The organism is Vibrio sp. L85 (assembly GCF_963871815.1).
Taxonomy (GTDB): Bacteria; Pseudomonadota; Gammaproteobacteria; order Enterobacterales; family Vibrionaceae; genus Vibrio; species Vibrio harveyi.
On record NZ_CAWMYL010000140.1, the window covers coordinates 35,441 to 61,832 of the forward strand.

General features: G+C 45.3%; 26 protein-coding genes. 19 read left to right on the forward strand and 7 right to left on the reverse strand.

Annotated features, from left to right (window positions below; translation table 11 throughout):
* The first annotated feature begins 25 nt into the window (after window positions 1–25).
* The 12 genes from AACR11_RS13990 (at window position 26) to AACR11_RS14045 (ending at window position 9,280) form a co-directional block, all read left to right on the forward strand.
* Window positions 26–520: a chemotaxis protein CheW gene (locus tag AACR11_RS13990; protein ID WP_005438733.1), complete on the forward strand. Its 495-nt coding sequence runs from the start codon at window positions 26–28 to the stop codon at window positions 518–520.
* A gap of 14 nt (window positions 521–534) precedes the next feature.
* Window positions 535–1,026 (forward strand): DUF2802 domain-containing protein, encoded by a 492-nt coding sequence (locus AACR11_RS13995; protein ID WP_005447967.1) that lies wholly within the window; start codon window positions 535–537, stop codon window positions 1,024–1,026.
* A gap of 199 nt (window positions 1,027–1,225) precedes the next feature.
* The gene (gene ccmA, locus AACR11_RS14000; protein ID WP_029790281.1) at window positions 1,226–1,843 is read left to right on the forward strand and encodes a cytochrome c biogenesis heme-transporting ATPase CcmA; all 618 of its coding nucleotides are present in this window, start codon (window positions 1,226–1,228) and stop codon (window positions 1,841–1,843) included.
* A gap of 1 nt (window position 1,844) precedes the next feature.
* Window positions 1,845–2,513: a heme exporter protein CcmB gene (ccmB, locus tag AACR11_RS14005; protein ID WP_005447970.1), complete on the forward strand. Its 669-nt coding sequence runs from the start codon at window positions 1,845–1,847 to the stop codon at window positions 2,511–2,513.
* A 109-nt stretch (window positions 2,514–2,622) separates the two neighbouring features.
* Window positions 2,623–3,366 carry a heme ABC transporter permease gene (locus AACR11_RS14010; RefSeq protein ID WP_005447972.1) on the forward strand — a complete coding sequence of 248 codons (744 nt, stop codon included), beginning with the start codon at window positions 2,623–2,625 and terminating at the stop codon, window positions 3,364–3,366.
* 11 nt (window positions 3,367–3,377) lie between these two features.
* Window positions 3,378–3,584: a heme exporter protein CcmD gene (ccmD, locus tag AACR11_RS14015; RefSeq protein WP_005447974.1), complete on the forward strand. Its 207-nt coding sequence runs from the start codon at window positions 3,378–3,380 to the stop codon at window positions 3,582–3,584.
* Window positions 3,581–4,066: a cytochrome c maturation protein CcmE gene (gene ccmE / locus AACR11_RS14020; protein ID WP_005447975.1), complete on the forward strand. Its 486-nt coding sequence runs from the start codon at window positions 3,581–3,583 to the stop codon at window positions 4,064–4,066. The genes ccmD and ccmE overlap by 4 nt, the downstream gene beginning before the upstream one ends.
* Window positions 4,063–6,048: a heme lyase CcmF/NrfE family subunit gene (locus AACR11_RS14025; protein WP_079324800.1), complete on the forward strand. Its 1,986-nt coding sequence runs from the start codon at window positions 4,063–4,065 to the stop codon at window positions 6,046–6,048. Before ccmE ends, AACR11_RS14025 begins: the two co-directional genes overlap by 4 nt.
* Entirely contained in the window at window positions 6,049–6,603 is a 555-nt protein-coding gene (locus tag AACR11_RS14030) for a DsbE family thiol:disulfide interchange protein (RefSeq protein ID WP_005447979.1), read from the forward strand.
* Window positions 6,600–7,085 carry a cytochrome c-type biogenesis protein gene (locus AACR11_RS14035; RefSeq protein ID WP_005447981.1) on the forward strand — a complete coding sequence of 162 codons (486 nt, stop codon included), beginning with the start codon at window positions 6,600–6,602 and terminating at the stop codon, window positions 7,083–7,085. The genes AACR11_RS14030 and AACR11_RS14035 overlap by 4 nt, the downstream gene beginning before the upstream one ends.
* Window positions 7,085–8,302: a c-type cytochrome biogenesis protein CcmI gene (gene ccmI / locus AACR11_RS14040; protein ID WP_029790282.1), complete on the forward strand. Its 1,218-nt coding sequence runs from the start codon at window positions 7,085–7,087 to the stop codon at window positions 8,300–8,302. Before AACR11_RS14035 ends, ccmI begins: the two co-directional genes overlap by 1 nt.
* Window positions 8,303–8,500: 198 nt before the next feature.
* Window positions 8,501–9,280: an MlaA family lipoprotein gene (locus AACR11_RS14045; RefSeq protein ID WP_009698566.1), complete on the forward strand. Its 780-nt coding sequence runs from the start codon at window positions 8,501–8,503 to the stop codon at window positions 9,278–9,280.
* A gap of 90 nt (window positions 9,281–9,370) precedes the next feature.
* Here the strand turns inward: AACR11_RS14045 and AACR11_RS14050 are convergent, their stop codons facing one another.
* From AACR11_RS14050 to AACR11_RS14065, 4 genes are all read right to left on the reverse strand, one after another.
* Entirely contained in the window at window positions 9,371–10,663 is a 1,293-nt protein-coding gene (locus AACR11_RS14050; protein WP_029790283.1) for an outer membrane protein transport protein, read from the reverse strand.
* Window positions 10,664–10,972: 309 nt separating this feature from the next.
* Window positions 10,973–12,250 (reverse strand): outer membrane protein transport protein, encoded by a 1,278-nt coding sequence (locus tag AACR11_RS14055; RefSeq protein WP_029790284.1) that lies wholly within the window; start codon window positions 12,248–12,250, stop codon window positions 10,973–10,975.
* 298 nt (window positions 12,251–12,548) lie between these two features.
* Complete coding sequence (locus AACR11_RS14060; RefSeq protein WP_005447994.1) at window positions 12,549–13,280, reverse strand: DUF3379 domain-containing protein; 732 nt, start codon at window positions 13,278–13,280, stop codon at window positions 12,549–12,551.
* Complete coding sequence (locus tag AACR11_RS14065; RefSeq protein ID WP_026000239.1) at window positions 13,273–13,848, reverse strand: sigma-70 family RNA polymerase sigma factor; 576 nt, start codon at window positions 13,846–13,848, stop codon at window positions 13,273–13,275. Before AACR11_RS14065 ends, AACR11_RS14060 begins: the two co-directional genes overlap by 8 nt.
* Before the next feature lie 631 nt (window positions 13,849–14,479).
* Here AACR11_RS14065 and fadI point away from each other — a divergent pair.
* Window positions 14,480–15,787: an acetyl-CoA C-acyltransferase FadI gene (gene fadI / locus AACR11_RS14070; RefSeq protein WP_005433092.1), complete on the forward strand. Its 1,308-nt coding sequence runs from the start codon at window positions 14,480–14,482 to the stop codon at window positions 15,785–15,787.
* Window positions 15,787–17,901 carry a fatty acid oxidation complex subunit alpha FadJ gene (gene fadJ / locus AACR11_RS14075; RefSeq protein WP_029790285.1) on the forward strand — a complete coding sequence of 705 codons (2,115 nt, stop codon included), beginning with the start codon at window positions 15,787–15,789 and terminating at the stop codon, window positions 17,899–17,901. The genes fadI and fadJ overlap by 1 nt, the downstream gene beginning before the upstream one ends.
* Window positions 17,902–17,971: 70 nt before the next feature.
* Here fadJ and AACR11_RS14080 read toward each other — a convergent pair whose 3' ends face one another.
* The gene (locus AACR11_RS14080; protein ID WP_029790286.1) at window positions 17,972–20,749 is read right to left on the reverse strand and encodes an insulinase family protein; all 2,778 of its coding nucleotides are present in this window, start codon (window positions 20,747–20,749) and stop codon (window positions 17,972–17,974) included.
* A gap of 377 nt (window positions 20,750–21,126) precedes the next feature.
* Here AACR11_RS14080 and sixA point away from each other — a divergent pair, with 377 nt between their 5' ends.
* Window positions 21,127–21,591 carry a phosphohistidine phosphatase SixA gene (gene sixA, locus AACR11_RS14085; RefSeq protein WP_029790287.1) on the forward strand — a complete coding sequence of 155 codons (465 nt, stop codon included), beginning with the start codon at window positions 21,127–21,129 and terminating at the stop codon, window positions 21,589–21,591.
* Window positions 21,592–21,694: 103 nt separating this feature from the next.
* Here sixA and smrB read toward each other — a convergent pair whose 3' ends face one another.
* Window positions 21,695–22,225: an endonuclease SmrB gene (gene smrB / locus AACR11_RS14090; RefSeq protein WP_017817810.1), complete on the reverse strand. Its 531-nt coding sequence runs from the start codon at window positions 22,223–22,225 to the stop codon at window positions 21,695–21,697.
* 61 nt (window positions 22,226–22,286) lie between these two features.
* Here smrB and prmB point away from each other — a divergent pair, with 61 nt between their 5' ends.
* Entirely contained in the window at window positions 22,287–23,219 is a 933-nt protein-coding gene (prmB, locus tag AACR11_RS14095; protein WP_005433096.1) for a 50S ribosomal protein L3 N(5)-glutamine methyltransferase, read from the forward strand.
* Between the two features lie 221 nt (window positions 23,220–23,440).
* Window positions 23,441–24,526 carry a chorismate synthase gene (gene aroC, locus AACR11_RS14100; protein ID WP_029790288.1) on the forward strand — a complete coding sequence of 362 codons (1,086 nt, stop codon included), beginning with the start codon at window positions 23,441–23,443 and terminating at the stop codon, window positions 24,524–24,526.
* Between the two features lie 83 nt (window positions 24,527–24,609).
* Here aroC and AACR11_RS14105 read toward each other — a convergent pair whose 3' ends face one another.
* A complete protein-coding gene (locus AACR11_RS14105) occupies window positions 24,610–25,233 on the reverse strand; it encodes a trimeric intracellular cation channel family protein (RefSeq protein WP_005433103.1) in 624 nt (207 codons plus the stop codon).
* Between the two features lie 327 nt (window positions 25,234–25,560).
* On the opposite strand from AACR11_RS14105, the gene AACR11_RS14110 reads away from it, so the two are divergent.
* Together AACR11_RS14110 and AACR11_RS14115 are read left to right on the forward strand one after the other, a co-directional pair.
* Entirely contained in the window at window positions 25,561–26,091 is a 531-nt protein-coding gene (locus AACR11_RS14110) for an elongation factor P hydroxylase (protein WP_005448017.1), read from the forward strand.
* Window positions 26,092–26,106: 15 nt separating this feature from the next.
* Entirely contained in the window at window positions 26,107–26,370 is a 264-nt protein-coding gene (locus tag AACR11_RS14115) for a YfcL family protein (RefSeq protein WP_005448019.1), read from the forward strand.
* Window positions 26,371–26,392: the final 22 nt, after the last annotated feature.

Sequence of the window (26,392 nt, forward strand, 5' to 3'; positions counted from 1 at the left end):
GGAACGACAATTACGAGGATTAACTATGTCTCAAGCTTTTGAAGTAGAAGTGAAGAAAGATACATCGAACGACGAAGTTCTTCAGTGGGTGACGTTCCAACTAGAAGAAGAAACGTACGGCATTAATGTAATGCAAGTTCGCGAAGTTCTTCGCTACACAGAAATCGCTCCGGTTCCAGGTGCGCCAGATTACGTACTGGGTATTATCAACCTACGTGGTAATGTCGTAACGGTTATCGATACACGTTCACGTTTTGGTTTGATGGAAGGTGAAGTTACTGACAACACTCGCATCATCGTGATTGAGTCTGAGCGTCAAGTTATCGGTATCTTAGTAGATAGCGTCGCTGAAGTTGTTTACCTACGTTCTTCTGAGATCGACACTACGCCTTCTGTAGGTACGGACGAAAGCGCGAAATTCATCCAGGGTGTAAGCAACCGTGATGGCAAGCTACTTATTCTTGTTGATCTGAACAAGCTGCTAACTGATGACGAATGGGATGAGATGGCTCACCTATAATTGGCTGATGAATCATGGCTGACGAAACCTTCCTATCTTTACCGCTCTTAGTGGGCGGTCTAGCATTTGCCTTCTTGATTTTGCTTTTGTTGCAAATTCGCGTTCGTGCGGGTCTGCAAAAGCAAATGGACCAGCAGCGTGCGCAAGCACGTCACGCAGAAAAAGAAGTGCAAAAGCTAAACAAGCAATTGTTGGAAGTGCGTTCAGTGGTCGTTGGTTTAGGTCAAAAGGTCACTGAGCAACAAGATGTGATTCAACATCTTAATGAGCGCATTCGTGAACTTGAGCACGCAGATACAGATGGTCGTTTGTACAGCCGTGCTTCTAAAATGGTTCAACTTGGCGCTGACATCAATGAGTTGATTGAAGAGTGTGAATTGCCAAAAGCAGAAGCAGAATTGATGCTTTCTCTGCAGAAAAAACTGGCAGGTCAAGAGAAGATCCCTCCACTTAGCGGTCAACCATCAGATGATCCGACATACCCACCTCGTGGACGACGTCGATAAAGAATGAAAAAAGAAGCCTCGGCTTCTTTTTTTATTTTTAAAATAAAAACTTATAATCACTTATGGTTATTTTTATTAAAATGTGACTATAAGTTAACAAAAACTCACGAACTTACATACATCATCGCTTTCTTATCCTGTTTTGTCACAACTAAGCTGTGCTAATATAGCGACTCGTTCATTTTTTAGTTGAAGCCCTATGTTAGAAGTCTCTAACCTAACTGCGATCCGTGATGACAGGGTCCTGTTTGAAAACCTGCAATTCGAAATTAAACCTGGAGAGTTGGTCCAGATTGAAGGACGTAACGGTACAGGCAAAACCACATTGCTGCGTATTGTGACAGGGTTAGGGGACAGAGAAGAAGGCATCATCAAATGGAAAGGCGAAGAGGTTGAAAAGTATCGTGATGTTTTCCATCAGGACCTTTTGTTCCTAGGGCATCAAACTGGCGTTAAACGCGAACTTACTGCGTTTGAAAACCTACGCTTTTACCAATCTATCCATAATAATCGTTCCTCAGATGAAGAAATCTTTGCTGCTTTAACCCAAGTGGGTCTTGCAGGCAGAGAAGATGTGCCTGTAGCACAACTTTCTGCAGGACAGCAGCGTCGCGTTGCATTGGCAAGACTGTGGCTAAGTAATCAAATTTTATGGATTTTGGACGAACCGTTAACTGCAATCGATAAGCAAGGTGTGAAGGTGCTTGAATCGTTGTTTGCAAATCATGCAGACAATGGTGGCATTGTGATTTTAACGACACACCAAGATATGTTTGCAGACAGCCCGAAACTTAGAAAAATAAAACTGGGTGACTAATATGATTTCGGCAATGTCGACCATTATCCGCCGCGAGCTTTTGATTGCATTTCGCCGTCAAGCAGACATCTTGAACCCTTTGTGGTTTTTCATCATTGTTATCACACTTTTCCCTCTTAGCATCGGTCCAGAGCCTAATTTGTTAGCACGTATTGCAGCAGGCATTGTTTGGGTTGCTGCGTTGCTATCCGCCTTATTATCATTAGAACGTCTATTCCGTGATGATTATCAAGATGGTGCGCTTGAGCAAATGATGCTAATGCCGATCCCACTGCAACTTGTTGTGATTTCCAAGGTCATAGCTCACTGGTTGTTAACGGGATTACCTCTGATCTTAATCAGTCCATTGTTGGCGATTCTATTATCTCTTGATTTTAATACTTGGCTGTCTGTTGTACTGACATTGGTCATCGGTACACCGACGTTGAGTTTTATCGGTGCTATTGGTGTAGCATTGACTGTTGGGTTACAAAAAGGCGGCGTTCTTTTAAGTTTGCTAATTCTCCCGCTTTACATCCCAATTTTAATTTTCGCTACGTCCGCGATTGATGCCGCAGCACTGGGTATGGCGTATAACGGGCAATTAGCGATTTTAGGCGCAATGTTGATGGGGGCTGTCACTCTCACACCATTCGCCATCAGCGCAGCATTGAGAGTTAGTGTTAACTAACTCAGTAAAGTGCGCGTTTAGCGACGTTTGATCAAAGAATTATTATTAAAGCACTGCTACGGTCTCGACCCTCTGGACAGTGTCCCTGAAGTAAGAGTGAGAACTTAACATGTGGAAATGGCTACATCCTTATGCCAAGCCAGAAGCAGCTTATCACCTGAGCGGTAAGTTTCTTCCTTGGTTTTCTGTATTGGCCCTCGTATGCCTATCGGTTGGTACCGTCTGGGGGCTCGCATTTGCACCTTCGGATTACCAGCAAGGCGATAGTTTCCGAATCATTTACATCCACGTACCTTCGGCTATTTGGTCTATGGGCGTGTACATGTCGATGGCTATAGCTGCATTTATCGGCTTGGTTTGGCAAGTACGTCTATCTGACATGGCAGCACTGGCCATGGCGCCTATTGGTGCGGTATTCACCTTTATTGCTCTGTTAACGGGTGCCGTTTGGGGGAAACCTATGTGGGGCACTTGGTGGGTATGGGATGCTCGTCTAACCTCTGAACTTATTCTTCTATTCTTATACCTTGGTGTTATTGCACTTTACCACGCGTTTGACGATCAAAAGACAGCGGCAAAAGCGGCGGGTATTTTGGCAATCGTTGGTGTGGTCAACCTACCGATTATCCACTTCTCTGTTGAGTGGTGGAATACGCTTCACCAAGGCGCGACAATCACTAAATTTGAAAAACCATCCATCTCATCCAATATGCTTTGGCCGTTGCTGCTAAACATTTTTGGTTTTGCGTTCTTCTTTGGCGCGGTAACGATGGTGCGCTTCCGTAACGAAATTATCAGCAAAGAGAGTCATCGCCCTTGGGTGCAAAAACTCGCGGCTGAAAAAACTCAGTGAGGTAATTGAATATGCATTTTGAATCTCTGAGCGAACTCTTTGCCATGGGTGGCTACGCAGGTTACGTATGGAGCGCGTTTGGTATTACTTTCTTATCTATGATCATTCTTTTAATTTCGAGTATCCGCCGTGGGGATGCGTTGTTAAAAGAAGTGAAAGCGAAAATTGATCGTCAAGCGCGAGTCGACGCGGCGAAGAATATGGAGAACACGTTATGAACCCGAGACGTAAAAAGAGGCTAGGCATCGTTCTGGCGATCTTTATCGGTATTAGTGCAACCATTGGTTTGATGCTTTATGCGTTGAACCAAAATATGGATCTATTCTACACGCCGACGGAATTGGTAAATGGTAAACCTGACGGTACTAAACCAGAAGTTGGTCAGCGTTTGCGTATCGGCGGCATGGTGGTTGTAGGCTCAGTTCGCCGTGACCCAGAGTCACTAAAAGTGAGCTTTGATCTGCACGACGTGGGCCCTAAAGTGACGATCGTGTACGAAGGTATTCTTCCTGATTTGTTCCGCGAAGGTCAGGGTATTGTTGCTCAAGGTGTTCTTGAAGACGCAACAACCGTAAAAGCTTTTGAAGTGTTGGCAAAACACGATGAAGAGTACATGCCACCTGAAATTGCAGAAGCAATGAAGAAGACTCACGAGCCTCTGCAGTACACATCAGAACAGAAACAAGGAAGCGGCCAATGATTGCTGAAATCGGTCACTTTGCCCTCATACTTTCGCTAGCAATGGCATTGTTGCTAAGCATATTGCCGTTATGGGGCGCATCAAATAACAACACTATGCTGATGAACACAGCACGACCACTTTCATGGTCGATGTTCGTCATGCTGTTTTTCTCATTTGCGATTTTATGTTGGGGATTCTACACCAACGACTTTACGCTCCAATACGTTGCAAGTAACTCAAATAGCCAACTGCCTTGGTACTACCGCTTAACGGCTGTTTGGGGCGCGCACGAAGGCTCACTACTGCTTTGGGTACTTATCCAAGCTGCGTGGACAGTCGCGGTCGCTACTTTCAGCCGTGGTATGCCACAAGAATCCGTTGCGCGTGTACTTGCGGTAATGGGCATGATCTCAGTGGGCTTCCTACTATTTATCATCCTGACTTCGAACCCGTTCCTACGCACTTTGCCGTTCTTCCCGGTAGATGGTCGTGACTTGAACCCGCTTCTTCAAGACCCGGGTTTGATTGTTCACCCACCTATGCTTTACATGGGGTACGTAGGCTTCTCGGTTGCCTTCTCGTTCGCGATTGCGTCTTTGATGACTGGTCGTCTTGATACGGCTTGGGCTCGTTGGTCTCGTCCTTGGACTACGGCAGCTTGGGTATTCCTAACACTAGGTATCGCACTAGGTTCTTGGTGGGCATATTACGAACTTGGCTGGGGTGGCTGGTGGTTCTGGGATCCAGTAGAAAACGCATCATTCATGCCTTGGCTAGCGGGTACAGCGCTGATGCACTCTCTAGCGGTAACCGAAAAACGCGGTACATTTAAAGCGTGGACGGTACTTCTTGCTATCTCTGCGTTCTCTTTGAGTTTGTTAGGTACCTTCTTAGTGCGTTCCGGTATTTTGGTATCGGTACACGCGTTCGCGTCTGATCCATCACGCGGTATGTTTATCCTAGGTTTCCTAGTCTTTGTTATCGGCGGCTCACTCCTGCTATTCGCAGTGAAAGGGGCAGCGGTTCGCGTACGTGGTAATTTCGATTTGGTGTCGCGTGAGAACGCGCTACTTGCTAACAACGTGCTTCTGATTGCTGCGCTAGTCGTAGTATTGGTTGGTACCTTGTTGCCGTTGGTTCACAAACAAATTGGTCTTGGTTCAGTATCTATCGGTGCACCATTCTTCGACATGCTGTTTGCGTGGTTGATGATGCCGTTCGCCTTCCTACTAGGTATTGGTCCTATGATTCGTTGGAAGCGCGACAATCTATCTAAGCTTATTAAGCCAATGATTGTTTCTGGTGTGCTTGCTTTCGCACTAGGTGCTGTGTGTGTATTCCTGTTCGCCGATTTCTTCTCAGCGATGGCTTACATCGGTTGGGTAATGGCAATCTGGATCATTGCAATGCATGGCTTTGAACTGTACGAGCGTGCTACTCACCGTCACAGCTTCGGCGAAGGTGTTCGTAAACTTCAACGTAGCCACTGGGCAATGATGCTTGGTCACATTGGTCTAGCCGTTACTGTGATTGGTATTACGATGGTGCAAAACTACAGTATCGAACGTGACGTGCGTTTGGCTCCGGGTGAGCACTTCAAGATTTACGGCTATGATTTCTACTTCTCAGGTCTACGTGACAAAGATGGTCCAAACTACGATGGTTACATCGCGGACTTTGAAATCACGAATGATGGTAAGTATGTGAACACGTTGCACGCTGAAAAACGTTTCTACCGTACGGCGAAGTCGATGATGACTGAAGCGGCAATCGACCGCGGTATCACTCGCGACCTATATATTGCGATGGGTGAGCGTCTAGAAGATAACCGTTCTTGGGCGGTTCGTATTTACTACAAACCATTCGTTCGTTGGATCTGGGCTGGTTCATTGATCATGTCTTTGGGTGGTGCTCTTGCTATCTCTGATAGACGTTACCGCTTCCGCAAAACGGCTAAGAAAGGCGATAAGTCAAAGCTAGCGGAGCAGGAGGCAAAATAAATGAATAAGAAAGTCTTATTTATCCCGTTGGTAGCTTTCATGGTATTGGCGGGTATCTTCGCAACTCAGTTGGTTCGAAACCAAGAGGGTGACGATCCAACAAAACTTGAGTCAGTACTGGTTGGTAAGCCAGTACCTGAGTTCCATCTAGAGGATTTAGCTGAACCTGGTAAACAGTACGATCAGTCGATCTTTAAAGGCGAACCACTGTTGCTTAACGTTTGGGCGACTTGGTGTCCGACTTGTTACGCTGAACATAAGTACCTCAATGAGCTTGCAGGGAAAGGTGTGAAGATCATCGGCATGAACTACAAAGATGATCGCAATAAAGCGGTAGGTTGGCTGAACGATTTGGGTAACCCATACCTGATCAGCTTGTTTGATGGTAGCGGCATGCTAGGTCTAGACCTTGGTGTGTACGGTGCACCAGAGACATTTATCATCGATGCAAACGGTGTGATCCGTTACCGTCATGTTGGTGATGTAAACCCTCGCAACTGGGCGGAAACGTTGGAGCCGCTGTACACCAAGTTGGTTGAGGAGGCGAAGCAATGAGAAAGTTTTTCTTAGCGGCTTTTGCTGCGATGACATTTTCTCTTGCTGCTCATGCAGCGATTGAAGTGTATGAGTTTGACAATCTAGAACAAGAACAGCAGTTCAAAGAGCTTGGTCATACTCTTCGTTGTCCTAAATGTCAGAACAACACCATCTCTGATTCGAATGCAGAATTGGCTCAAGACTTACGCCATAAGGTGTACGAAATGACCAAAGAAGGTAAGTCGAAAGATGAGATCGTGGACTACATGATTGCTCGTTACGGCAACTTCGTAACGTACAATCCTCCGTTTACTTTTGCGACTGCAATTCTGTGGCTAGGTCCACTAGCAGTGGTATTAGGTGGCTTTGGTTTAATCGTGCTGCGTAGCCGTAAATCAAAAGCAAAAGCAGTTCAAGCAAGTAACGAACAATGGGACGAAGAAAAAGAAGCGCGTCTCAAATCATTGCTTGATGAAGAGAACAACGGAGATAAGAAGTAATGACACTATTTTGGGTTTCTACCGTTGTTCTTACGCTGATAGCTTGTGTCTTAGTTGCTCTGCCGCTGCTTAAGCAAAAAGCCAACAACGATGAAGTGTTACGTGATGAGCTTAACAAAGCGTTCTATAAAGACCGCCTATCTGAGCTTGCTGAAGAAACAGACGAAGGTCTAGTCGAGAGCCAAGATGATTTGATTTCCGATCTGAAGCAATCTCTTCTGGACGATATCCCTGGTGATAAAAAGCAAAAGGAAACACATGTTTCTCCGATTGCTGTTTTGATCCCATCAGTGATATTGACAGTGGTATTGAGCTACGGTCTTTACTACAAGTTTGGCGCATCTCAAGACGTTGTGAAGTGGCAGGAAGTAAACGATAACCTTCCTGAACTTTCTAAAAAGCTAATGTCTGCAGCATCTGAGCCACTCAGTGATGATGAAATGGCTGATCTCTCTTTGGCTCTGCGCACACGCCTGCATTACCAACCTGAAGACTCAACCGGTTGGTTGTTATTAGGTCGTATTGCTTTGGCGAACCGAGATGTGACGACTTCCATTGATGCAATGGAAAAAGCGTACAAGCTAGAACCAAAAGATCCAGATGTTCAACTTGGTTACGCACAAGCTCTGATGCTTTCCCAAGACGAGATGGATCAAGCAACGGCTCGTTCTCTGCTTGGTAAACTGATGCAACAAGATTACGTTGACCTACGTGTCTTCTCTCTACTTGCGTTTGATGCATTTGAGCGCCAAGATTTCCCAGCAGCGATTAAGTATTGGGGTATCATGCAGCAAATGATCGGTCCTGAAGACAGCCGCTATGAAATGCTAGGTCGCAGTATCGAAAGTGCACGTAAGCAAATGGGTGAAGCGGTTTCTCCAGACAAGAGTGTGGCAGTGACTATTAACGTAGCTCCAGAAGCTCAACTTGATCCAAATGCGGTATTGATTGTGTCAGTACATCGCGCAGATGGTTCTCCGATGCCTGTCGCGGCAGCTCGCTACCCATTAGGTACGTTCCCTCGTACAGTCGTACTGGATGATGGTAATGCGATGATGGACGGTCAGAAGCTATCTTCTTTAGATAAGTTGATGGTTCGCGTTCGTGTTGACTCGGATGGTAACGTTGCAACTCGTGACCAAGATTGGCATGGTGAAAGCCAAGTCGTTGATTTTGGTCAGCTAGTAGAAGTGATGATCGATAAACAGTATCAATAATTCATGAACGTCTCTAATAATTGACACTTAAGGATTGTTAGGACGGTTTTGTGGTATGACTACCAACTATCGAGTAGAATAATAAAGGCCAGCACATGCTGGCCTTTACTTATATACCCAAATGACTTTTTCCAAAGTACTAAACGTACGTAAAACACAGGTCATTTAGGGGTATTAATCGTCGTTATGGAACGTAGAATGTATAACAAGGGTAAATCCATCTTCTTGTTGCTGTTCGCTGTTGGACTGGTTGGCTGTTCAACTGCACCCGAGGAAGCGGTAACAGAAGAAAACGAAACTAATCAAACAACTTCTGATGTTTATGACCCATTGGAAAGTTTCAACCGCACAATGTGGGAACTGAACTACGATTATCTTGACCCGTATTTAGTTCGCCCAGTGTCTCTTGCGTATGTTGATTACACGCCTGTGCCAATTCGCTCTGGTATTGCTAACTTCCTAGCTAACTTAGACGAACCTGCGAGTGTGGTGAATAACCTAGTTATGGGAAATGGCACTAAAGCCGTTGATCACTTTAACCGCTTCTGGATTAACTCGACATTCGGTATCTTAGGTCTGTTTGACGTTGCAACGGCTGCTGGTATCACCAAGTACGACAACAAAGAGTTTAGTAGTGTGGTTGGTCACTATGGTGTAGGTAACGGTCCATATTTTATGGTACCGGGCTACGGTCCATATACATTGCGTGAAGTGACAGACACTGTGGATGGTATGTACTTGCCACTTTCATACCTAAACTTCTGGGCAGGCTTAGGTAAATGGGCGCTGGAAGGTATGGAAAAACGTGCTCTGTTAGTACCACAAGAAGCACAGCTTGAAGCATCGCCTGATCCATATGTATTAACTCGTGACGTTTACATTCAACGTCAAAACTTTAAAGCAGAAATCAGTACGACTGATGAAGTAGATGCGGAAGAAGAAGCGTACTTAGACGAGTATTTAGAAGAAGACTTTTAATCGCTTTATACAGAAAAACAAAAAGGCTTGGTGAAAACCAAGCCTTTCTTTTTATCGGTAACTTTCTTTTATCGATAAATAGCGTTCAGATTAGAACTTGTAGTTCGCTTGAACACCGATTAGCCATACGTTACCTGTTACTTCACCAGAGAATTCTCCACCAAATGTAGCAGGATCTTTCATTGGTGGCATACCATCAGTGCGACCTTCATACATTGAAGCATCTTTCGCAAAAATATAGGTAAAGCCAGCGTCTAGTGTTAGATTCTTAGACCATTCGTAACCAGCACCAATACTTAACCATAGACGATCCGTTTCAGGGATAGTAGCTGTACGGTTTTCGTCACTCACAGCAGAAGTGTCGTATGCAACACCTGAGCGTAGCGTCCATTTTTGGTCAAGTTTGTAAGTAGTACCTACAGCGAAGCGGTAGTTATCTTCCCAGTTTTCTTCTTTGATCAAATTTGATGCTTCACCTGGGAAGTCGGCTACTAGCTCTTTAAAACTACTCCAATTAGTCCAGTTGATGCTCGCATGAATCGCTAATTGTTCATTTAACTGATGGTAGCTTGCTAGTTCCGCTGTTGCTGGCAGAGCTAGGTCCATCGAGCCATTTTTATGAGCATTTGGATCTGCTGGGTTGAAACCAAGACCTTTTGCATAACCTTCTAGTGTTAGATCTACTTCAGATTTGTAAGCAAAACCAATACGGTTATTAGCGTTGATTTGCCATGCAGTGCCTACTTGCCAGCCCCATGCCGTATCGTCACCTTCCATGTATTTAAGAGTGGTTCCTGCTAGCTTGTCACCCATCTGTGGTGGCATAACTGCGCCGAAGCTGCCATCTGCCATGACATAGCGGATACCGCCACCAACACTAAGCTTTTCGTTTAGCTTGTATGCTGCATTTAGGTTCGCTTCCATTGAGAATACGCTAGCTTCGTTACCAAAGTTAGCTGCGGCAAAATCTTTACCTAGGTCCGTTTCCATACCGTAGTTAGTGCCAAGGGCAAAGCCAATAGCAAATTTGTCATTGTATTGGTGAGAAAAGTAGAAGTTCGGAATGACAGCATCGTGTGCAAAGTCATGAGAGTTTGCAGCGTTTGGACCATTCACGTAAGTCGACGTGCCATCAACATCGATGTTTGGGTTTACATAGATAGCGCCAACAGACACTTGTGTGCCTTCTAGGTAAGTTAGCATAGCTGGGTTACGCCATTGTGCACTTGCGTTATCAGCCATTGCCGCTTCACCAGCGTATGCACGACCTAGACCAGTCGCAGAGTATTCTGCAAGTTGGAAACCTGCTGCGTTTGCAACGCCTGAAGTACTAAGTAGACCGAATGCCACTGCTGTTGATAGGAGAGTCTTGTTGGTTTTCATTGTAATGTTCGCTGAGTTATTTATAACGTGGGGCGAAAGTTTACGTCTAGAGTTATTACTTTAAAAATGAAAAGCCAATAAAACAGTGTTTTCAGGTAAATTATCTATATATTTCAATCTATACAGAAGATCTAACTAACTGTAATGGCAGTGTGAAAAAAACTCAGCGAACACTTGTGAGTCATAATCGTGAATTTTGATTACACGTGTGCGCCCAAATTGGGTGAATGTAAAACGATAGATAAGAAAAAAGGCTGGAATTCCAGCCTTTTATATAGAGAGTGTTTATATTAGCTTGCTACGTGATGCTTAGAAGCTGCGGCTGTATTGTAAGCCGAATAGGATAGCATCTGCATGCGTTGTCGCTGACAATGATGAAATATTTGCAGGACTTAGAGGGTTGCTTGGATCGTACTTTGGATTTGGTGTTGACTCATTGACTTTCACATCTTTACCCATCAAGTAAGTAAAGCCGAAGTCGACGTTAGACTTGCTATCGATATGGTATGTGAAACCTGCAGAGAACCATTGACGGTCTGAGTCAGGTACTGATACTGAAGTTAGTGAATCTTGAGCACTTGTGTCGTACATGTAACCAGTACGAAGTGTCCAGCTATTGTTTAGGTAGTAAGTACCACCGATTGAGTAGTGCCAGCCATCTTGCCATGCATACTGCTTGTCGTAGCTTGAGCCAAGTGGAGAACCTTTAAGGTTGCGGAACTCAATTTGGTCAAAGTCGCTCCAACCAATGTATTGGATAGAGTAGTGAACTGCAAACTTAGTGTCGGTGATTTTGTGGAAACCTGAGAACTCAGCCATATCTGGTAGAGGCAATGTGATCTTCTGACCTTTGTCGTCTTCTGCTTCCATTTCTGGGCTGTAGCGGTAAGACAAACCAAAACGGTTGTTCTCATCTAATTCATACACAGTGCCTAGGTTGAAGCCTACAGCCCAACCATCAGCTTTATCTACGTCTACAAGTGTACCAAGCATGCCATGTTCACGCTTCATCGTACCTTCACCATAGATTAGGTCCAGACCAGCACCAAAGCTCCATTGATCGTTTAGGCGGTAAGAACCCGCAACGCCGAAGTTTGCACTTTTAACGTCGGTAAGACCGCCGTATTCTTTTGCAACAAAACTATCACCGAATTCTGTTTTAGTACCAAAGTTAGAGTATGCGTTTACACCCCATGCAAACTTGTCGTTAACTGGCACGATAAGGTGGATATTTGGTGCAATAGAAGTATCGCCAGCATCGTCATAATTTGAATCTGTTGGTTTAACCAAGCCGTTTGTTGCTTGGCATTGAACACCACAGTATTTTGCATCTTTAACTTCAATCATCGAAGTGATGCTTTCAAAGCCTACTGACAGTTCCATTTTGTCAAATAGAGCCATTGCCGCAGGGTTGCGAGCCATTACAGAAGCGTTATCTGCAATTACCGCATCACCGGCGAATGCACGACCGATACCAGTCGCTGATTGTGCGTTTAGCTGGAAACCAGCCGCCATTGCTTGACCAGATGCCATTGCAACCGTCACTGCTAGGAGAGTCTTTTTAAACAGACGCGTATTCTGAGTCATTTTTTATTCCTTATTAGTTTCGTCTCTTTGGACGATAAGTTGAGCTTTTGCTCAGTGGCGCAGATAGTAGTATTAAGAGTGGACCATACAAATCCGACCATTGGATAAATTTGAATAAAAATTGCAGAAATGATGTCTAAATGTCGGGAAATTGCATCTAAAGTGCATAATTTAGAGTTTTGACTCTAAACTCAATAGTTAGCGTGAATGCTTTTTGTATTATTCATAAACAAAAAGCCGCTAAATTTCGAAATTTAGCGGCTTTTTAGTAGCTAGTAGTGTCGTTTCGCTGAAGTTATTACATCGGCTCCATCATTGGAGCAAGTTTTGCTGCAATCGCATCGATGTCTTCACCGCTGTTACCAACAAGAATCATGCTGGCTTTACCCACAGGCTTCACAACACCGCTCATACCATCTTTATCAAAATCGACTTTCTGGTCGCTCTTCACGTCAGTAACAAACATGGTTACTTTGCCTTCTTTACCTTGAAAAACCATATGAAGGGCGTTTGACTCACCAAAGCCGCAATGGTTTAAGTAGTAAACATGGTACGGAAAGCTACCGTTAAGTTGATAATGGAACGGCATCATTTTCGCGTTTACTTGCTTGCTTGAAACATCCTCATCGAGGTTGCGTACAAATGACTCTTCCGCCACCACGTGTTTCATTGCGGTATCTGCTAGGCTCGCTTGAGCTGGAGAGACAATAACGTTCCCCCAGTTGATTTGACCTACCAATAAACCAGCAGTAAAAGCAACCGATGCAGCCAACGCCATTGCTTTGCGAGCAAAGTTCGGTCTAACCACATTATCGTTATCAAGCGCATTCGACGTTTGATTAAACAGAATTTTGTCGGCTAGATCTTCAGGCACATCCACATTCATGGCTTGCTTGATTTTAAGGTCGAGATCCAAAACGTCATCAACAAACTTACTGTTAGCGTCGTTCTCAGCTAAAGCTTGAAGAATCTCTTCATCCTTCTGTTTTGGATCCGACAAAATACGACGACGAAATTCTAAATCATCCATTTTTTTGTCCTCTCTGAGTATCTTGAGAATCCAACATCTCTTTTAATTGATTACGGGCGCGGAAAAGGCGCGTCATTACCGTGTTCTTGTTTAGATCAAGAATGCTGCCGATTTCTTCTCCACTGAAACCACCAACAACTTGAAGAAACAAAGGCTCACGGTATTCGACGTCAAGCTTCATTATCTGAGCTTGTAGCCATTCCTGCTGATGATGTGGGTCATCGCTAACTTTAGCATCATTGCCGTAGTCATCGATATCAACCAAATCAAATTGTTTACGCTCGAAGCGGCGCGCGTTTTCTCGTCTCAATATAGTAATAAGCCAAGATTTTGCTGCCTTTTCATCTTGAAGACTATCCAGTGACTTCCATGCGCGCAAACAGGTTTCTTGAACCAAATCTTCTGCAATCGCCTTGTCTTTGCATAACCAGTAAGCGTAGCGATACAAGTCTCTGTGATAGCCCCGAACAAGAGCTTCGTATTTTCTTTGTCTGTCCATATCAGAGTTGACCGGACTGTTGGAATTTTTCTTTCCAAACATTTTAAATATTGCCACAGGAGCCTCCATCTTGCTCTGTGAGGTCATATATACCGATTGTATTTATGAACGATCCGACTACATCGAGATGTAGTGTCGCAGCAGCACAATATACTTCTTCAATGATCAAGCACTTATTTGAAGTGATGATAAATTATTCTATATAGTTTTAATAAGCGTTTTCATGCAACTATTTTAGAGTGATCAAGACTCTTTCGTACTTTGATACGTTCAGAAACTATAAAATCACCATAAAATTGATCTATTTCAAAATCTGATGCAGTGAAGGGGCTATAGTACATCTTGTCATCTAGTTAGTCATTGACGACTAACATGTTGAGCAAGATGACACTTCCTTTTGAAGGCTGACTTTACTTTCTCCTAATCAGGAAACTGATTAATTTTACAATTGGCGTATGTTAATTGTTTTATAGATATTCCGACCACACAGTTTTGTGTGGTTTTTTTTTGCTTCAATTTTACCTTCCGCACACTTCTCTTCATTTTAACTCACTATAGTTAATCATTCTTAATCGCCTAAGAATCAACGAACTAGAGCAATAGATCTACTCGCTTCACGTTTATTTAAACGCATGTTTGATAAATTTAACAAACTGATTACAATGCATCAGGTCAGACCTCTTGTATTTAAGGAGAAACAATGGGCAAGCAGGAAGTGAAAACACGCCACGGTGAACGTGTTGCTATTGTCGCAGGGCTACGAACCCCCTTTGCTCGTCAAAGCACTGAGTTCAGCCAGGTGCCAGCGGTCGATTTAGGCAAAATGGTAGTGAGCGAAATGCTTGCTCGCACAGACATCGATCCGAAACTCATCGAACAAGTGGTATTTGGACAAGTAGTTCAAATGCCAGAAGCGCCAAACATTGCACGTGAAATTGTGCTTGGTACAGGAATGCACATCCACACTGACGCTTACAGTGTTACTCGCGCGTGTGCGACTAGCTTCCAAGCTGCAGTCAATGTTGCTGAGAGCATTATGGCGGGCAGCATTGATGTTGGTATCGCGGGTGGTGCGGACTCTTCATCTGTTTTACCAATTGGTGTTTCTAAGAAACTTGCCGCGAACTTGCTTGCGCTAAGTAAAACCAAAACGCTGGGTCAAAAGCTCAACATTCTCAAAAAACTCAGCTTTAAAGATTTAATGCCAGTACCGCCAGCGGTAGCCGAGTACTCGACTGGGCTTTCAATGGGTCAAACTGCTGAGCAAATGGCGAAGTCACACGGCATTACTCGTGCAGAACAAGACGCTTTGGCGCACCGTTCTCACTCTCTAGCTTCGCAAGCTTGGAAAGACGGCAAAATCCAAGACGAAGTGATGACGGCTTTCCCAGAACCTTACAAAAAATGGATCTCTGAAGATAACAACATTCGTCATGATTCGACATTAGAAGGCTACGCAAAACTGCGTCCGGCTTTCGACCGTCAATACGGCAGCGTAACAGCGGCGAACAGTACACCATTAACCGATGGCGGTGCGGCGGTGATGCTAATGCGTGAAGGCAAAGCGAAAGAGCTTGGTATGGAAATACTTGGCTACATCCGCGGTTATGCGTTCTCAGCCATTGGTGTGGAAATGGACATGCTAATGGGACCAACATACGCGACGGCAAAAGTGTTGGAGAACACAGGTCTCGAGCTTTCAGACCTGACGCTTATCGATATGCACGAAGCCTTTGCTGCCCAAGCATTGGCGAACGTAAAGATGTTTGCTTCTGATAAATTTGCCCAAGAAAACCTAGGTCGCTCGAAAGCGATAGGTGAAATCGATATGGATAAGTTCAACGTCCTTGGCGGTTCCATTGCCTACGGTCACCCATTTGCCGCAACTGGTGCACGTATGATGACGCAAACGCTGCGTGAGCTTAAACGTCGTGGCGGTGGTCTTGCGTTGAATACTGCATGTGCCGCAGGTGGTCTTGGTGCAGCAATGATTTTGGAGGTTGAGTAATGAGCGAGCAAAAAGCATTTAGTCTAAAGATTGATGAGCAGAACATTGCTTGGCTAGCCATCGATGTGCCAAATGAGAAAATGAACACGCTGCAAGCGGCGTTTGCAGATGAGATGAAAGAGATCTTCGCTCAACTAAAAGACACCAGCGGCGTGAAAGGGGTGATCATTCATTCCCTAAAACCAGATAACTTTGTTGCCGGTGCCGATGTTCGTATGCTTGAAGCGTGCACAACGGCGAGTGAAGCTGAAGCATTAGCTAAGCAGGGGCAAGAGTTATTCCAGCAACTGTCTGATCTGCCTTATCCAGTTGTTGCTGCGATTCACGGTCCATGTTTAGGCGGTGGTTTAGAGCTTGCGTTAGCGTGTGACTACCGTGTGTGTACCGATTCCGATAAAACGCGTCTTGGTTTGCCTGAAGTGCAACTTGGTTTGTTGCCTGGTTCTGGTGGTACTCAGCGCCTTCCTCGTCTGATTGGTCTGTTGCCTTCGTTAGACCTCATCCTTACAGGTAAACAACTGCGTGCCAAGAAAGCGAAAAAACTTGGCGTTGTTGATGCGTGTGTACCAGAGACGATTCTTCTTGATGTAGCTAAGCAGCTTATCGAAAAAGGGAAGAACAAAGGTAAGAAGAAGCAATCGACAAAAGAGAAGTTGATGTCGGGCAGTGGTTTAGGTCGTAAGTTTGTGTTTGAGCAAGCCGCGAAGAAAACCAATGAGAAGACCCGCGGTAACTACCCAGCAACAGTTGCGATTCTCGAAGTCATTCAGCACGGTCTTGAAAAAGGCTTTGCTCAAGGTCAAGAGCTTGAAGCAAAGCGCTTTGGCGAATTGGTGATGAGCTCGGAATCGAAAGCATTGCGCTCTATTTTCTTTGCTACCACTGAAATGAAGAAAGAAAACGGTGCGGAAGCCGAGCCAGCAGCTGTCAACAGAGTTGGCGTGTTGGGTGGTGGTCTAATGGGGGCAGGCATCAGCCATGTATCTGTTGCGAAGGCGAAAGTGCCGGTACGTATTAAAGACGTCAGCAATGATGGCGTGCTTAATGCGTTGAACTACAACTACAAGTTGTTCGAAAAGCAGCGTAAGCGCCGTATTATCTCTAAAGCGGGCCTGCAATCGAAAATGCTGCAACTGTCTGGGGGCGTTGATTTCACAAGCTTCAATCATATTGATGTGGTTATTGAAGCGGTGTTTGAAGATCTTGACCTTAAACAGACGATGGTTGCGGATATTGAAGCGAATGCAAAACCAGAGACCATCTTTGCGACCAACACGTCTTCGTTACCAATTCACAAAATTGCAGAAAAAGCAGAGCGTCCAGAAAACATCGTCGGTCTGCATTACTTCAGTCCGGTAGAAAAAATGCCATTGGTGGAAGTGATTCCTCACGAAACCACGTCAGAAGAGACCATTTCTACCGTTGTTGCACTAGCGAAGAAGCAGGGCAAGACACCAATTGTCGTGAAAGATAAAGCAGGCTTCTATGTAAACCGCATTCTTGCGCCTTACATGAACGAAGCTGCGCACATCTTGCTGGCAAATGAGCCAATCGAACAACTTGATGGTGCGCTGCTTGATTTTGGTTTCCCAGTTGGTCCTATCACATTGTTGGATGAAGTCGGTGTTGATATCGGTGCTAAGATCATGCCGATCTTGGTTAACGAATTAGGCGAACGATTTAAAGGTCCAGACGTATTCGACACACTACTGAATGACGGTCGAAAAGGTCGTAAGAGTGGGAAAGGCTTCTACACCTACAAAGGTAAGAAGAAAGAAGTCGATAAGTCCGTGTACAAGCTATTGAACCTGACGCCAGAATCTAAACTGAGCGACAACGACATTGCATTGCGTTGTGTACTGCCAATGCTAAACGAAGCGGTTCGCTGTTTAGACGACGGTATTATCCGTTCTCCACGCGATGGTGATATCGGCGCGATCTTTGGTATTGGTTTCCCACCATTCTTAGGTGGTCCATTCCGTTACATGGATCAATTCGGTTTGAAAGAACTGGTTGAGAAAATGAACGAGTTTGCATCGAAATACGGTGATCGTTACGCGCCATGTGATGGCTTACTCACTCGTGCGGGTGAAGGTCGTAACTTCTACGATTAATGGCTAGCGCCAAAAATAGAAAGGCTTGCGTGATGCAAGCCTTTTTTGTATCAGTGCTAATTACAATGATTTACCCGAGACCGAAGTCTTTTGGACGCAGTTGAAACTCTTCGATCGAGCCCACTTCTAAACCGAGATTGATACGGGGTTCGTCTGCATGAGCGATGCCTTGTGAATGCATTACCAAACGATTAGCAGTACGAGGTTTAAGCTCATTGACCACAAAGCGAATCATGTCAGTGCGAGTTAACTCTTTAAGCTCTTCCAACACTTTTTCGCGCTGATTAAAGTCGGTGTCTTTGTTACCAATTGCTACCCATAGGCGCTGCGCTCGCCCGCGTAATGTAGTGTCAGGCGTTGCAATTTGGTTCCACAATCCGCGTTTACTGCTGTGCCATTGGTATTCATTGAGCTCTAACAGCACCATGTAGAACGCATTTAAAAACTCATCGATTGAGGTTACCAGTTCGGCTGGTGCTGCATTCGGTGACTGCACATAAAGCACAATGCCCGGGTGGCGGTTCAGCGGCATGTTCCCCGTGCCAACCATGTAGCCTAGCTGTTGTTTGGTTCGGATTTCATGGAAGAAGGTTGCCGACATTAAGTGATTTGCTAGCGAGTAAAGTGCAATATTACGCGGCGAGATGTCTTCACATTGATGATAAATCACTACTGCTGAGTCTTGCTGGTTACAGTGTACTTCGCGTTGGAAACTGCCGTTTTCACCTAGCATGACGAGTGGGCGAAGCGCCTCTTCGTAACGTTGTTCTTTCACACGCAATGCGTCTTTCAATGTGTTTGCCATGTCATGAGCTTGCTGACGCTGCCAATCGCCATAAACGAACATCTCAACGTGTAGCTCAGCCAGAATCGATTCGACGAACACTGACAGCTCATCCACTTCAATCTCTTCCAATGCTTCAACCAATGTTGCGAATGGAGGATTGTTCGGTTGGAGTAAGCCTGTTAATGCATTAAAAAGCTGTGAAATTGGACGATCTTGCGATGAATTTCGCCAATTACGTAACAGTTGCTGCTTAATTGTCTCGAAGCGAGCTGGGCTAAACTCACGTGCAGCAAAGCGATGCAGAATCATTTCCAATAGCTGAGGCAGCTTTTGGCTAAAACCCGATAATGTCAGCGTGACGCCGCCTTGGTGAGCATACATGTTGTAACCCATACCTGCGATTTCGGCTTGATACGTCTCTTTGGCTAGAGAATCGAGGAACATCTCAACACATAGGCGCGTTTTTACAATGTTTTTCGGTGATGCTACCGCGTGTGAACTATCGATAGCGACGTAAACGACACCTTTCGGTACTCGGAATTCATCGTCTTGCAAATGCCATAAACGGAAGCCTTCAACATCTTCCACCAACTCCGGCAATGAGCCACCGTTTTCAAACGGCTTTGGATCGAGTTCGTAGCAAATGTATGGGTTCTTTTCTGGGAGAACGAATTGCCAACTTGGGTCGATTTGTTGATAGAAACGGCGCTGCTCTTCGCTGAACGGCGTTACCGAGTAAGGCGTGAAGTACCACTCTGCGGTTTGGTTGTATTCCAAGCCTTTCGCTATCAATGTAACGCGAACGTTTTCAACCGAAAGATATTGAAGTAATGAGCGTTGAAGCGTTTCATCATAGCCTGCCATTTTGTAGTCACCATAAACCGTATCTTCCGGTTGATAGTGCTGCATATTGATCACCAAATGGCTGACCAAGTCCATTGGGCGCGATGGCTCTTGGAAGCGAAAAGCAGACTCTAATACCGCTTGTTTTTCCAAATAGCGCCACTCATCCATGCCATCTTGTTTGATCATGGAGAGATATTGGAATACCGCTTGAACGATGTCATCGATATGATCCAAGCCGTTCGGCGTCAGGGTGCAACTTACGGTGAAGTCGCGGTAGTTGCTGCCGCTCGCACCGCCACCTGCTGAGAGGGAGGTAATCCAGCCTTTCTCTTTGAGTTGAAGCATCAGACTGCCTTCGCCTTCATAACCCAACAGGTGAGCAAAGTAGGAGAGGGGCTTCACGCTATAGTGCGCATCCATTCCCGGCATTGGAAACGTGAGAATCAGTTTACGGAATTCTTTAATTGGCTCGACTTGAACCAAGATGCCTGTGCTGTCTTCGGTGCCAATAGGCACATCGATCGACTTGCCGCGTAGCTGGTGGTTTGGAATGTCGGCAAACATGGTTTCTACCCACGCTTGCTGCTCATCAAGAGATTGCGGACCAAACAAAGTCAGCGTCATCAAATCGGCAGAATACTGCGAGTGGTGAAATTCAACTATCTCGTCGCGGATGGATTTGCCATCGCGATCGCCAAGTGTATCTAAGTTGCCGACAGAAAATTTTGAAAACGGGTGCTCTGGGTTGATGACTTCTTTGTTGACTTGATACAGACGGCGAGAATCGTCGTTCAGTTTGAGCTTGTATTCGGAATCAACCGCTTGGCGTTCTTTGTCTAACGCTTCTTCGTTAAACAGTGGTGCAGTAAAGAATTGGCTGAAGCGATCAAGCGCGGTTTCAAAAGCAGTTGGTGTGACATCGAAGAAGAAACAGGTGTGCTCGGTGCCCGTCCAAGCGTTGTTGGTGCCACCATGTTGACTAATATAACTTTGAAACTCGCCCACTTTAGGGTATTTTTCCGTACCCAAAAAAAGCATGTGTTCTAGATAGTGTGCCAGACCTTGGCGATCCATCGGATCATCGAAGTGTCCAACGTTTACTGCTAGGGCTGCTGCCGACTGTTGAGCCGTGTCGGAATGAATCAGCAACACGCGCAGGGCATTACTCAATGTAATGTAGCGGTATTGATTTGAATCGTTTGGACTTAGGTGCACGATGCGTCTCCAGATTTCGCATTACAGTAATTATGATCCCCGAGTGGGGAGGCGCAAAGTTTGCGCTTCGACAAATACTGCTTGCCGCATTTTTGTTATTCGTAAGAGTACTGCATAAGCCCATCAGCAAATTGCTATGGGGTTCGAGCTATTTGAAGGAATGCACTGAGTTCATAACTTCATCGTAGAATGTGATGAACTGAGTATATTCTTTTTAATAGATTGTTAAGAAAGTCGCTATCTTTAGCAAGCGAATTGGTATAATGAACCGATAATTATATCAGTATTTTTGTTTCGACATTATTAAAGTTAGCCCGCTATCCGTATAAAGATAGCAGTCAACCTTTTGGTAGCGTTAGCTATCCCTAGGAAATAACATGAAAATATTTATCTTGCGTCACGGTGAAGCAGAGCATTTTGCGAACACCGACGCAGAAAGACAACTGACCCCAAGAGGCAGAACTGAATCGGAAGCAGTTGCCCGAGCATGTAAAGAGCAAGGTTTTGCTCAATTCGACAAAGTACTGGTGAGCCCGTACATTCGAGCGCAGCAAACTTGGCAAGAAATCAGCGCACACTTTTCGGCTAAGGGCATCGAAACGTGTGAAGACATCACGCCTTACGGTCAATCCGACCAAGTGTTTGATTTCGCTAATGCGTTGATTGAAGTTGAGAAGCTTGAATCTCTTTTGGTTGTGTCGCACTTGCCGCTGGTGGGCTACCTTACCTCGGAATTTGTGAAAGACATGACGCCGCCAATGTTCCCGACATCTGGCTTGGTGTGCATTGAATTTGATCCGCAAACACAACGCGGGGAAGTGCTTTGGCATATCACGCCATAGAGCAAAACCTCTCGGGATGATGGCTCGAGAAAAACAAAAAGGCAGGGTTAACCTGCCTTTGTCGTTCTTGCTCGTTCGAGAAGTACTTCTCGAAGTTGGTGAGTTATTTTTCTGGAATAGACAGCAGCACCAGTAGGGCACCATCGCCGCCAAACTCTAGAGGCGCTTGGTGGAATGCCATTACGTCTGGGTGTTGAGCTAACCAAAGCGGCGCTTTCTGCTTCAGAATGTGCTTACCGATGCCGTGTTGTACACACGCACAGTGGATTTCGTTTTTCACGCAGTACGCGATCATCGCACCGAGTTCTCGCTTGGCTTCTTGCTGTGTCATGCCGTGCATGTCTAAGAAGACGTCAGGCACGTACACGCCACGACGAAGACGTTTCACTTCATAAGTGGAGACATCGTCACGCGCATAACGAGTTGGTCCCTCTTCATTAAGAAGTGGAACAAACTCATCAGAAAAGTAAAACTCAGAATCACTCGCTTCACGGTTTGAGCGTTTGATTTCTTTTTGTTTAGAATTTTTTTTTGGTTGCTGGATTATGGTATCCTGTCGCAACTTTTTTACGCCCTGTACTGCATCCTTAAACAAGGCGAAATCGTCATCGTGTTCGGTGTCTTTTTTGCTCATTAGGTAAACAATTTCGTTTTTACAATTTATGGCAGTATTGTAGCGCTTTTCGGAGGCAATTTTGGATAAGATTTTTGTAGAAGAGGCGGTATCGGAGCTCCATACCCTTCAAGATATGATTCGTTGGACGGTGAGCCGCTTTAACGCCGCTAACCTGTTTTACGGTCATGGCACTGATAATGCGTGGGATGAAGCAGTTCAGCTTATCCTGCCAACATTATACTTGCCGATTGATGTGCCTCCGCACGTATTGAACTCTCGCCTTACGACAAGCGAGCGTCTGCGTATCGTTGAGCGCGTAGTAAAACGCATCAACGAGCGTACACCAACTGCATACCTAACGAACAAAGCATGGTTCTGCGGTCTTGAGTTCTTCGTTGATGAGCGTGTACTTGTGCCACGTTCTCCAATTGGTGAATTGATTCAAGCGGAATTCCAACCTTGGTTGGTGGAAGAGCCTACGCGCATCATGGACCTATGTACGGGTTCTGGTTGTATCGCGATTGCTTGTGCGCACGCTTTCCCTGAAGCAGAAGTTGACGCGATCGACATCTCTACAGACGCTCTACAAGTGGCTGAGCAAAACGTACAAGATCACGGCATGGAGCAACAAGTGTTCCCAATCCGCTCTGACTTGTTCCGCGATCTTCCAAAAGAGAAATACAACCTGATCGTGTCTAACCCACCTTACGTGGATGAAGAAGACATGAACAGCCTACCAGACGAGTTCACGCACGAGCCTGAACTAGGTCTAGCTGCTGGTACTGACGGTCTAAAACTGGTTCGCCGTATTCTTGCTAACGCACCTGACTACCTAACAGACGACGGTATTCTTGTGTGTGAAGTTGGTAACTCAATGGTTCACATGATGGAACAGTACCCACAAATTCCATTCACTTGGATTGAGTTCGAGAACGGCGGTCACGGCGTATTCATGCTAACGCGTGATCAATTGGTTGAGTGTGCAGAAGAGTTCAAACTGTACAAAGACTAAGTCTGTCGAAATAAACCATTCGAATAAACAATGAAAACACCGAGCCCAGTGCTCGGTGTTTTTTTATCCGCTTCGCACTGAGCTTGGAAAATTTCGGCTGTTTTGTTTTTTCCGCCAAATCGGGCTTTACATCAAAACGTAATACCGCCACTATGATTCCACGAAGAATTGAAAAGCAGTTGCGCTCATGGAGAGCGTGGCGACAAGAACTTGAGGAAGTAATGGCAGGAAACAGTATCGGACAACATTTCCGAGTAACGACATTCGGAGAAAGTCACGGTATCGCACTAGGATGTATCGTAGACGGATGCCCTCCAGGTTTGGAAATCACTGAGGCAGATCTGCAAACGGATCTCGACCGTCGCCGTCCTGGCACATCACGTTACACTACCCAACGTCGTGAACCGGACGAAGTAAAAATTCTTTCTGGCGTTTTTGAAGGTAAAACCACAGGTACTTCAATTGGTCTGATGATCGAGAACACAGACCAACGTTCTAAAGACTACTCAGACATCAAAGACAAGTTCCGTCCAGGACACGCTGATTACACTTACCACCAAAAATACGGTGTGCGCGACTATCGAGGTGGCGGTCGTTCGTCTGCTCGTGAAACGGCAATGCGTGTGGCGGCTGGTGCAATCGCTAAGAAATACCTAAAAGACGAGTTCGGTGTAGAAATCCGCGCTTACTTGTCGCAAATGGGTAACGTTTCAATCGATAAAGTGGATTGGAATGAAATCGAAAACAACGCGTTCTTCTGCCCAGATGCAGACAAAGTGGAAGCGTTTGATCAACTTATCCGTGATCTGAAAAAAGAAGGCGACTCTATCGGCGCTAAAATTCAGGTCGTGGCAACCAACGTGCCTGTTGGTCTTGGTGAGCCTGTATTTGATCGTTTGGATGCAGACATCGCGCACGCGTTAATGAGCATCAATGCGGTGAAAGGCGTGGAAATCGGTGACGGTTTTGATGTGGTAAACCAAAAAGGCAGCGAGCACCGTGATACGCTTTCACCAGAAGGCTTTGGTAGTAACCACGCGGGCGGCATTCTTGGCGGTATCTCTACTGGTCAAGAGATTGTTGCAAACATCGCGCTTAAGCCAACCTCAAGCATTACGGTGCCAGGTGAGACTATCACTAAAGAAGGTGAACCAACTCAGTTGATCACTAAAGGTCGTCATGACCCATGTGTGGGTATCCGCGCCGTGCCAATTGCAGAAGCGATGCTTGCCATTGTTGTTATGGATCACTTGCTACGCCACCGTGGTCAAAACCATGGCGTACAAACCGAGACTCCAAAGATTTAAGTTTGAAGCTTAACTCGATAGAAACACAAAAGGCTGCTCAATGAGCAGCCTTTTTCATGTCTTTCAATAGGTTTCTATTTGAATCAGTGAATCGACCCTTCGGTTTCCAAGTGGAATGAAGGCAAGCGCCATTTAAAGCGTACTGCCGCCATACGCAACATGTAACCAGTAATCAGAGTCACAATCGTCGCGGTTACGTCCGGTACGTTGAACTCAAGTAACGCTAGGTACAAACCTGATGCGATAAGTGCTACAGAGGCGTAAAGCTCTTCATGCAGCACAAGCGGCGTTTGACGACAAATCAAATCACGTAGCAGACCACCAAATACGCCAGTTACAAGTGCTGACACCATACAAATGCCAGGGTGTAAGCCCATTCCAATCGCTACCTTGGTGCCGATGATGCTAAATACGATCAAGCCTAGCGCATCCAAACGAATGAACAGACCTTTCAGCTTGATTACCCACTTCGCCAAGCCAGTTGTCAGTACACCCGCAACGCATGTAATTGCTAAGAATTCAGGATTCTTTACCCAACCTAATGGGTAGTGACCTAGCAAAATGTCGCGTACTGTACCGCCGCCGATTGCCGTTGCACTGGCTACCAACATAACACCAAACCAATCCATTTTTCTTCGACCAGCACTCAATGCACCAGTCATGGCTTCAGCCGTGATACCAATGATATACAACACACTTAGCAGCATAAGGGGACACTCAAATAAAAGGGCTCTGTTATGTCCTTGAGATTAAGGAAAACAGCAGCAAAACTTACCAACAAGATCTAAGCCTTGGGGATAGGCTTAAATCCAAAAAGAATCTCGCTTTAAGTAGCGTTGAAGTCGCCATCATTAAGCGTAAAAATAAGGCGTGAGTGTAGTGGGAAATGTGATCTGTGACGAATGAGAAATTGTATGGAGAAAGCGACTTTCAGATTAACTCAGCTAATAACCAAACATGTTGTGTGGCTTTACCTGTGTAAGAAAAACAGCGACAATGCGCACCGCATACCAATTTGAAGTACAGAATCGATGATGAATCACGAATATCAAGACCTTATCACCATCTTCAACGACACGTTTCTTGAGTCTTTTAATACCAAATTAGAACTTGGTGGTGATGAGCCTATCTACTTACCAGCTGACGAAGCGCACCCACATCATCGGATTATTTTTGCTCGTGGCTTTTACGCGTCAGCACTACACGAGATTGCCCATTGGTGTGTAGCAGGACCAGAGCGCCGTTTGCTAGAAGATTTTGGTTACTGGTACGAGCCAGATGGTCGTACAGCAGAGGTTCAAGCTGAGTTCGAAAAAGTTGAAGTTCGCCCCCAAGCTTATGAGTGGATTCTCGCGAAAAGTGCTGACTTCCCTTTTAACGTTAGTTGTGACAATCTACACGGCGATTTTGAACCAGATCGTCTTGGTTTTATGCACAAAGTGCACAATGAAGTAATGGGTATTTTAGAAAACGGTCTTCCGCCTCGTGTACAAATGCTATCGGATGCCTTGCGTGCCTTTTACCAAACCAAGCCGCTGGAAACGTCTGACTTTATCGTTAAATAACCTCAGAGAAGCTCCATGATTATTGAATTTGAAGAAAAACTACTAGAACTGATTGATGCACGCATTGAAACCGCATCGGATGATGAATTGTTTGCTGGTGGTTATTTACGTGGTCACATTTCTCTGTCTGCGGCGGCGTGTGAAGAAGAAGGCATTAACGATGTGGCTGAGTTGAAATCTCGCATCGAAAACAGTCTTGAGGAAGCGCGTTCAGAATTAACACCAGCAGACCGCGTGATTGTTAACGACCTTTGGCAAGAGCTTCAAGCACAAGCTTAAGCCACCATCAGTTTTTATAAGC

Coding starts and splice junctions, on each gene's coding strand:
- AACR11_RS13990 (WP_005438733.1), top strand. CDS start 26: ATGTCTCAAGCTTTTGAAGTAGAAGTGAAGAAAGATACATCGAACGAC.
- AACR11_RS13995 (WP_005447967.1), top strand. CDS start 535: ATGGCTGACGAAACCTTCCTATCTTTACCGCTCTTAGTGGGCGGTCTA.
- ccmA (WP_029790281.1), top strand. CDS start 1,226: ATGTTAGAAGTCTCTAACCTAACTGCGATCCGTGATGACAGGGTCCTG.
- ccmB (WP_005447970.1), top strand. CDS start 1,845: ATGATTTCGGCAATGTCGACCATTATCCGCCGCGAGCTTTTGATTGCA.
- AACR11_RS14010 (WP_005447972.1), top strand. CDS start 2,623: ATGTGGAAATGGCTACATCCTTATGCCAAGCCAGAAGCAGCTTATCAC.
- ccmD (WP_005447974.1), top strand. CDS start 3,378: ATGCATTTTGAATCTCTGAGCGAACTCTTTGCCATGGGTGGCTACGCA.
- ccmE (WP_005447975.1), top strand. CDS start 3,581: ATGAACCCGAGACGTAAAAAGAGGCTAGGCATCGTTCTGGCGATCTTT.
- AACR11_RS14025 (WP_079324800.1), top strand. CDS start 4,063: ATGATTGCTGAAATCGGTCACTTTGCCCTCATACTTTCGCTAGCAATG.
- AACR11_RS14030 (WP_005447979.1), top strand. CDS start 6,049: ATGAATAAGAAAGTCTTATTTATCCCGTTGGTAGCTTTCATGGTATTG.
- AACR11_RS14035 (WP_005447981.1), top strand. CDS start 6,600: ATGAGAAAGTTTTTCTTAGCGGCTTTTGCTGCGATGACATTTTCTCTT.
- ccmI (WP_029790282.1), top strand. CDS start 7,085: ATGACACTATTTTGGGTTTCTACCGTTGTTCTTACGCTGATAGCTTGT.
- AACR11_RS14045 (WP_009698566.1), top strand. CDS start 8,501: ATGTATAACAAGGGTAAATCCATCTTCTTGTTGCTGTTCGCTGTTGGA.
- AACR11_RS14050 (WP_029790283.1), bottom strand. CDS start 10,663: ATGAAAACCAACAAGACTCTCCTATCAACAGCAGTGGCATTCGGTCTA.
- AACR11_RS14055 (WP_029790284.1), bottom strand. CDS start 12,250: ATGACTCAGAATACGCGTCTGTTTAAAAAGACTCTCCTAGCAGTGACG.
- AACR11_RS14060 (WP_005447994.1), bottom strand. CDS start 13,280: ATGGATGATTTAGAATTTCGTCGTCGTATTTTGTCGGATCCAAAACAG.
- AACR11_RS14065 (WP_026000239.1), bottom strand. CDS start 13,848: ATGGAGGCTCCTGTGGCAATATTTAAAATGTTTGGAAAGAAAAATTCC.
- fadI (WP_005433092.1), top strand. CDS start 14,480: ATGGGCAAGCAGGAAGTGAAAACACGCCACGGTGAACGTGTTGCTATT.
- fadJ (WP_029790285.1), top strand. CDS start 15,787: ATGAGCGAGCAAAAAGCATTTAGTCTAAAGATTGATGAGCAGAACATT.
- sixA (WP_029790287.1), top strand. CDS start 21,127: ATGAAAATATTTATCTTGCGTCACGGTGAAGCAGAGCATTTTGCGAAC.
- smrB (WP_017817810.1), bottom strand. CDS start 22,225: ATGAGCAAAAAAGACACCGAACACGATGACGATTTCGCCTTGTTTAAG.
- aroC (WP_029790288.1), top strand. CDS start 23,441: ATGGCAGGAAACAGTATCGGACAACATTTCCGAGTAACGACATTCGGA.
- AACR11_RS14105 (WP_005433103.1), bottom strand. CDS start 25,233: ATGCTGCTAAGTGTGTTGTATATCATTGGTATCACGGCTGAAGCCATG.
- AACR11_RS14110 (WP_005448017.1), top strand. CDS start 25,561: ATGAATCACGAATATCAAGACCTTATCACCATCTTCAACGACACGTTT.
- AACR11_RS14115 (WP_005448019.1), top strand. CDS start 26,107: ATGATTATTGAATTTGAAGAAAAACTACTAGAACTGATTGATGCACGC.